The 6,522-nt window shown below is 36.5% G+C and carries 6 protein-coding genes; 1 reads left to right on the plus strand and 5 read right to left on the minus strand.

Annotated features, from left to right (window positions below; all coding sequences use genetic code 11):
• Nucleotides 1-186 precede the first annotated feature (186 nt).
• The 5 genes from rseP to ACP6PK_RS08745 form a co-directional block, all read right to left on the minus strand.
• Nucleotides 187-1,281 (minus strand): RIP metalloprotease RseP, encoded by a 1,095-nt coding sequence (rseP, locus tag ACP6PK_RS08725; protein WP_426559276.1) that lies wholly within the window; start codon nt 1,279-1,281, stop codon nt 187-189.
• 161 nt (nt 1,282-1,442) lie between these two features.
• The gene (locus ACP6PK_RS08730) at nt 1,443-2,576 is read right to left on the minus strand and encodes a hypothetical protein (protein WP_426559277.1); all 1,134 of its coding nucleotides are present in this window, start codon (nt 2,574-2,576) and stop codon (nt 1,443-1,445) included.
• Nucleotides 2,518-3,474, minus strand: a complete 957-nt coding sequence (locus ACP6PK_RS08735; protein WP_426559278.1) for a helicase C-terminal domain-containing protein — start codon at nt 3,472-3,474, stop codon at nt 2,518-2,520. The genes ACP6PK_RS08730 and ACP6PK_RS08735 overlap by 59 nt, the downstream gene beginning before the upstream one ends.
• 153 nt (nt 3,475-3,627) lie before the next feature.
• Nucleotides 3,628-4,044 carry a DEAD/DEAH box helicase family protein gene (locus ACP6PK_RS08740; protein WP_426559279.1) on the minus strand — a complete coding sequence of 139 codons (417 nt, stop codon included), beginning with the start codon at nt 4,042-4,044 and terminating at the stop codon, nt 3,628-3,630.
• Between the two features lie 105 nt (nt 4,045-4,149).
• Nucleotides 4,150-5,679, minus strand: a complete 1,530-nt coding sequence (locus ACP6PK_RS08745; protein WP_426559280.1) for a YifB family Mg chelatase-like AAA ATPase — start codon at nt 5,677-5,679, stop codon at nt 4,150-4,152.
• A gap of 48 nt (nt 5,680-5,727) precedes the next feature.
• Between ACP6PK_RS08745 and ACP6PK_RS08750 the strand changes: the two genes are divergently transcribed.
• Complete coding sequence (locus ACP6PK_RS08750) at nt 5,728-6,075, plus strand: histidine triad nucleotide-binding protein (RefSeq protein ID WP_426559281.1); 348 nt, start codon at nt 5,728-5,730, stop codon at nt 6,073-6,075.
• Nucleotides 6,076-6,522: the final 447 nt, after the last annotated feature.

A 6,522-nucleotide genomic window follows, 5' to 3' on the forward strand; every position in this document is an offset into this window, starting at 1 on the left:
TGAAAATTTACGAGTTGTTACCATTTGAAGGAAGAAGGAAGAAGGAAGGAGGAAGAAAGAATGAAGAAGTGGTATGTCAAAATTCAATTGTCAAAAACGAAGTGTAAAAAAATACTCCCCTACTCCCCCACTCCCCCACTCCCTCACTCCCCTGCTCCTTAGAAAGACTTTTTCAGCAAACCTTACTTATCTCTGGAATATTGAACGCACCCCATCCAAATTAGCAGTATCGCGAATAATGAGAAACACTCCTAAACCTAATAACAATACCAAACCAGTTTGCATGACATTTTCTTGCACACGAAGTGGTAAGGGTCTACCTCTAACTCCCTCTATCGCCAAAAATGCTAACTGACCACCATCTAAAGCAGGCAAAGGCAAAATATTAATCACTGCCAAATTAATACTAATTAATGCAGCAAACCTAAACAGTTCGACCACATTATCCTCAGCAATTTTTGCTCCCATGTCTACAATAGCAACAGGTCCAGCTAGTTTCCCTGCTGTCTGACCGAAATTACTAACAAGCTGCCAAAAACCCTGAAGTGTCAAGAAAACTATTCTTTGAAATTCCTCAGCACCAACACTAAAAGCTTCAAAAATATTATTAGTACGATTTCTTACTATGTCTCCATTAGAAATTAATTGCACACCGATACGACCTTTGCCATCATCTCCCATTTCTGGTGTGACTTCAAGAAATAATTTTTCTCCGTCACGCTGAATTTCCATTTCCAAAGTTTGATTAGCATTATTTTGAATAGTTTCTACCAAAGTGCTAATAGCTTCTTTGTTCGCACCTAATTGTTGGTTGCCAACTGACAAAATAATATCATTTGCCTTAATACCTGCTTGAGCAGCAGCAGAACTAACATTTGTAGCAACTTCGGGAACTTTTACTCCAGGAGCATAGTTAAAATCTGCTACACCAACAAAACCCACTTGAGAAACTAAGAGAAAGTAAGCAAATATAAGGTTAGCAATTACTCCTGCACTGAGAACGATCGCTCGGTCTAGAATGGGGCGGTTCCGTAATAGGTCTGGATCGTCTTTGGGAATTGTGCTATCTGGGTCATCATCAGGAAAACCGACGAAACCTCCCAAGGGAAAACCTCGAAGTGCATATTCAGTTTCTGGCCCTTGGTATTTCCAGAGTACCGGGCCAAAGCCAATAGAAAAACGGTTAACATGGATGTTTTGGAGTCGAGCCGCCAGAAAGTGGCCTAACTCGTGAACTACAATCAACATACCTAAAACTGCGATCGCTAACAATACGGACATAAGTTATTCCTATTAAATTTCCTATTATAAACAGTTAATTTTTTATTATAGCAGAAACCTTAGAAACCGGGTTGATAGAGGAAATTTGACAAATGCACAAATAGTTTCGCGCAGTTTACCTCAGTCTGAAATTGAAGCCTTGCGTTCCACTCGGTCTGACTCTAAATCTTTGAATAATAATTCAAATTCTGAGTCATCCATTTTTTTTGATAATAGTCTTCGGAATACTCTCTTTTTAGGGAGTCAATATCAAGCTTATGAACTTGGATTAGTTCTTGAATTTTAGAATCACTAATTTCATTAAGTTTATAATCTTTAAACTCTTGAAAAAAATCTCTAACATTATCTCTCAAAGATTTAAGCTTTTCTTTTCTCATAATCTTTACATAATGAGTAAAGTTTCCTTGATAAGAAACATTTTTTGTTGGCATAATTAATATCCTTTTTACTTGGTCTGTTTCGTATTCTTTATCAAACCAACCACAGTGGTCATTCATCTGATCTACTTCATATTTATATATTTCGCTCCGTAAGTCTTCAACTTCACTTTTACACTCAAATATAAAATAATAATCTTTAGAAACACACCAGAGATTATCAGGGCTTGTTTTATACTTTTTCTCTGGTCTTTCACTCAAAAAACCTATTGCACTGCCTAAATCTTGAAGCGCTTTCTCAAACTTTTGTGCTTTTATACCAAAACTCAAATTTCCTAGAATATCGTTGACAGTCAACATAAGTTCTTCATAGGTTTTCTGTTTAGATATCCAATCCTTAATTCTTTTCATCCTATTGTCATTTATATCACTCAACTTTTTGTAATTAATACCTTCTTTGGGTTTAAGAAGCCCCTCATTCTTTTTCCAAGCCTCCTTTTGAATTGAATTAGAGTCTGCTTTACTAATTTTGTATTTGTAACGAGCAAGAATTTGTAAATACCAACCTTGTTCTGTTTTGTCATTTTTACAGTAATTATCAATTATTTTCCGTAAATGATTTATTGCATTCTCAGGTTCGTTATAATAAAAACCTTCTTCTGCTTTTCTTTCTAACTCTAAAATTTCTAATATATTTTCTTGAAATTTTCCTGCTTCATCACTTGGCTCCTCCATTTTTTCTTTATAAAACTCTTTCCAACCTTCATCTCTGCTTAAACATTGATTAATTAAATCATTAAGAACTTTTTGGTAATCTTTTCTTTCATTTGCATCTTCCTCTTTAGCAAAATTAGAAACATCAATTCCTATATCTATCTGCTTTCTTGTTTGCTCTGAAAAAAAAATTATTTGAATCACGACTTTTGATGAATTTGACTAAATCATTTCCGTTGATAATAATCACACTATAATCTCTATCTCCCCTTACACTTCTTCCGAGTCCCTGTTCAATTTTTTGAGCATTCTTAATGTTAATTAAATCACTATTTGACCTGTATTCTTCCTCATATCTTTCAGTCAAAGAAGAAGAATATGGCATATAATCAATTATTAGAATACGACACGAATCATCTGGAAGGTCTATTCCGTCATATCTATTAGCAAAAACAATTGTATTGCTATAGTCACCCGATTTTAGTTTCTCAATTTCTTGAAAAATATTATCACTTTTGACAACTATAGAACCTAATTTTTTGTAAGTTTCGGCTCTCTTGAAACTAGATGTAATCGCAACGCAACCTACTTGACGATTGACATCTTTTGCTGCAAATTTATTGATAATATATGTTTCTTTTAACTCCTCATGGATTAGCCAAGGGATTAAAATCATTTTTTCACCAGACCACTTTTCATTTTGGTTAATGAGTGGATTTCTTACAGCTTCAATATTTAATCCAAGACCTTTAACAAAAAAAGAATCATTTTGTGTTGTTGCTGACATTAAAATCCTATGTTCAGCCTTGCTAAAAGTGCCAAATTGACTAATTGGAGTTAGAATAGTTGAAATTTCTAATTCCTTACCACTAATAAAACATTGACAATTTTCTAGGTTATCTTTAATTAGAGGCCAAGTAAACATTACTGATTTCTTATTTTTATCATCTTTTTTATTAGCAATTTCTTGCTTATTGGCAGATTCTAATGCTTTGGCAACCTCATACTTTTTATCTTGCCAACTCCAATAAGGTACTGGCAGTAATGTATCAGATTCACTATCTTTTATTTCTAGAAAGCTACCTTCACCTTGCTCTCTCAAATCATCTTCAAAGAGTTGGAATAATTTTTTATAGAGTTCATGTTGATTATCTACTTTAATTTTGAATGAATCATTTATAGAATCTATACAAGCGTGTGAGTCATCTAAAATAATTGTATTAACTTTCTGATATTTTCCACCTACACCAAACTTTTATTTGCCATTAAAAACTTTTTGAACGTGAGTTATTAGTATTTTTTCTGAATTTAAAAAATCATCAGGTAAAGACTTATCCATAGTTACATATCCAATGCCAAATTTATCTGCTTCTTGAGATGTTTGTTCTACTAAATATTTATTAGGGCAGACATATAAACACAGACCTTTCTTTTCATTCAATCTTGATTGAAGTATCAATAAACCGATTAATGTTTTCCCCTTTCCCGTGTGTAATTTCAAAATTAAGTCTTGCTCTTTGTTTCTATTAGACCACCACTTTTGTAATATTTCTATTTGTACTGGGCGAAGTGGTCCTGTTTCGCTTCTTCTATCTAACCGATCATAAATCTCTATTGGATTTATTTTTTTTGGTATAGATTTAACTCCCAGTTTCTTTTTAAAATCAACCATGTTTTTCTCCTTATAAACTACTTAGAAAATAATCACGCCTTGATGATAACAAATACTGAAATAGTGTTTTCTTGCCAAAACCAATTTACAAAGCTATCTCATCAATTACTGCATTCTGTCAATTGTCCGATACTGGATCGCCTCACCAACATAAGCAGGTTTCAACTCCTCATCCCCCGCTAAGTCAGCAATAGTCCGCGCCACTTTCAATATCCGATCGCTCGCCCTCGCTGACAACCCCAATTTCCTTATCGCTCCCTCCAACAAAGCACGACTACTATCATCCAACTGACACCACTTCCGAAAATGACGACTTTGCATCTGAGCATTACAACTTAAACCTGGCTCATCCTGGAACCGATGTCGAGCGCGATCGCGTGCTTCCCTCACCCTTTGCCTCACATCTACCGAACTTTCCCCAGTATCCTGTCTAGTAATTTCCTCTGGTTTCAAACGACTCACCATTACCTGTAAATCAATTCTATCCATCAACGGACCAGATAACTTTCCCCAATATTGCTCCCGTTGTCGTGGGGAACAAGTACATGGTTGAATGGGGTCGCCGTAATAACCACACGGACATGGGTTTGTACTTGCCACCAAAGTAAACTGAGCCGGAAATTCCACCGAAAGTTTAGTGCGGGATATTGTCACCACTCCATCTTCCAAAGGTTGACGCAAATATTCCAAAACATTGCGATTAAATTCCGTTAATTCATCTAAAAATAACACCCCTCTGTGAGATAAAGAAATTTCCCCCGGCCGCGGAAAACTCCCTCCACCTACTAAAGAAGGTCCTGATGCCGAATGATGGGGACTACGAAAAGGGCGATCGTTCACCAAACTACCTCTATCTTTCAATAACCCCGCCACCGAATAAATTTGCGTCACTTCCAACGCCTCCTCAAAACTCAAGGGAGGCAAAATTCCTGGTAAACGTCGTGCTAACATAGTTTTCCCACTGCCAGGGGGTCCGACAAAAATTAAATTATGTCCGCCCGCAGCAGCTATTTCCAAAGCGCGACGGGCATGATTTTGTCCTTTAACTTCGTTTAAATCTAAACCTGTAAATTCTTGCTTTGCCAAAATCTCAGCAGTGTTAATTTCTACAGGAGAAAAGCCAGTCGGATTATTCAAAAAATCGGTAACATCAAATATATTATCAAATCCATAAACCGATAACCCCTTCACAACTGCTGCTTCTTTTACATTGCCAGTAGGCACAACTAAACCAGTAATTCCCATTTTTTGGGCAGCAGCAGCAATAGGTAAAACTCCAGAAACTGGTCGCAATGTACCATCAAGAGAAACTTCTCCTAAAAATAGATGATCTCCAAGCAACTCTGCTTTGACTTGTGCCGATGCAGCTAAAATTCCTATACTAATAGGTAAATCAAAACTTGGGCCTTCTTTGCGTAAATCTGCGGGGGTAAGATTAACGAGAATTTTCCGCATTGGGAAGGCATAACCACAATTTTTCAGAGTAGCTTTAACTCTTTCCTTTGATTCTTGAACTGCTGCATCTGGCAATCCCACAACGACAACTTTTGGCAGTCCCCCAGATACATCGACTTCCACACCTACTTTTACGGCCTCAATGCCGATTATTGATGCACTCCAGACTCTAGCTAACATATTCCTATATTCTTAGATTTGTATAGTTAGTTCTTTATAAATAGATAAATGAGCGAACAAGACACTCTTTTCAGCAAGATTATACGGCGGGAGATTCCCGCAGATATTGTTTATGAGGATGATATGGCCTTGGCTTTCAGAGATATTAATCCTCAAGCCCCCATTCATATCCTGGTAATTCCGAAAAAGCCTATTCCCAAGTTAGCCGATGCTGTACCTGAAGACCATGCTTTAATGGGACATTTGTTACTGACTGCAAAGCGCATCGCAGAAGAAGAAGGACTACAAAATGGCTATCGTGTTGTGATTAATAACGGCCCAGAGGCTGGCCAAACCGTATTTCATCTACATCTTCATATTCTTGGAGGTCGTCAAATGCAATGGCCTCCAGGTTAATGGATAATTGATAATGAAAACTATCTCTAATTATCTCTAATTATTGATTTCCTAACTTCCGTGAAACGGTATAGCCATCCTAAGTAGGTTGTAACATTTTCCCGTAGGGGTTTGGTTAACAAATCCCATTTTTGCATGGGTTTGGAGACCAAACCCCTACAGTTTTTTTCACAAACCATTTACAATTACTATTCTCTACTCCACTCCCTCACTCCCCTACTCCCTACTCCCTACTCCCTACTCCCTAAAAAAGTATAAGTCTAACTTATTAAAAAATTCCAACATACTTTTCTTAAAACCCTTTACAAAACTAAATTAGATGATTAATATAGTAAACAAGGTAGCAAAAGAGCTACCGAGAACCTTGAAAAATACATAGCAATTATTATCACATGACTACAACCTTACAACAGCGTGAAAACGCCAACGTATGGGAAAAGTTCTGTA

This window comes from Dapis hubbardiae BLCC-M172 (assembly GCF_050016015.1).
GTDB lineage: Bacteria > Cyanobacteriota > Cyanobacteriia > Cyanobacteriales > Microcoleaceae > Trichodesmium.

What these genes read in the sequence shown, in the direction of transcription:
- ACP6PK_RS08750 (WP_426559281.1), top strand. Translation starts at nt 5,728, where the DNA reads ATGAGCGAACAAGACACTCTTTTCAGCAAGATTATACGGCGGGAGATT.
- ACP6PK_RS08745 (WP_426559280.1), bottom strand. Translation starts at nt 5,679, where the DNA reads ATGTTAGCTAGAGTCTGGAGTGCATCAATAATCGGCATTGAGGCCGTA.
- rseP (WP_426559276.1), bottom strand. Translation starts at nt 1,281, where the DNA reads ATGTCCGTATTGTTAGCGATCGCAGTTTTAGGTATGTTGATTGTAGTT.
- ACP6PK_RS08740 (WP_426559279.1), bottom strand. Translation starts at nt 4,044, where the DNA reads ATGGTTGATTTTAAAAAGAAACTGGGAGTTAAATCTATACCAAAAAAA.